At 33.2% G+C, this 301-nt stretch carries 1 protein-coding gene; it reads left to right on the forward strand.

Features of this window, described 5'->3' with window-relative positions; genetic code table 11:
- Window positions 1-301: S16 family serine protease (locus tag LDP10_RS03405; protein ID WP_321160507.1), on the forward strand; the 301-nt coding region annotated here is incomplete at both ends.

The raw sequence follows: 301 nt of genomic DNA on the forward strand, positions 1-301 counted from the left end.
GATATACACGTACATGTTCCAGAAGGTGCTACTCCCAAAGATGGACCTAGTGCAGGAATAGCTATGTGTACAGCAATAGTTTCTTCTCTTACAAAAAATCCAGTACATGCGGATATTGCAATGACAGGAGAAATTACTCTGAGAGGTGAAGTTCTAACAATAGGAGGACTAAAAGAAAAATTATTAGCTGCTCATCGTGGAGGAATAAAAAAAGTATTAATCCCTTATGAAAATAAACGTGATTTAGAAGAAATACCTAAAAATATTATTTCTAGTTTAGAAATACATCCTGTAAAAAATA

This window comes from Buchnera aphidicola (Pemphigus obesinymphae) (assembly GCF_026122815.1).
GTDB lineage: Bacteria > Pseudomonadota > Gammaproteobacteria > Enterobacterales > Enterobacteriaceae > Buchnera_C > Buchnera_C aphidicola_BJ.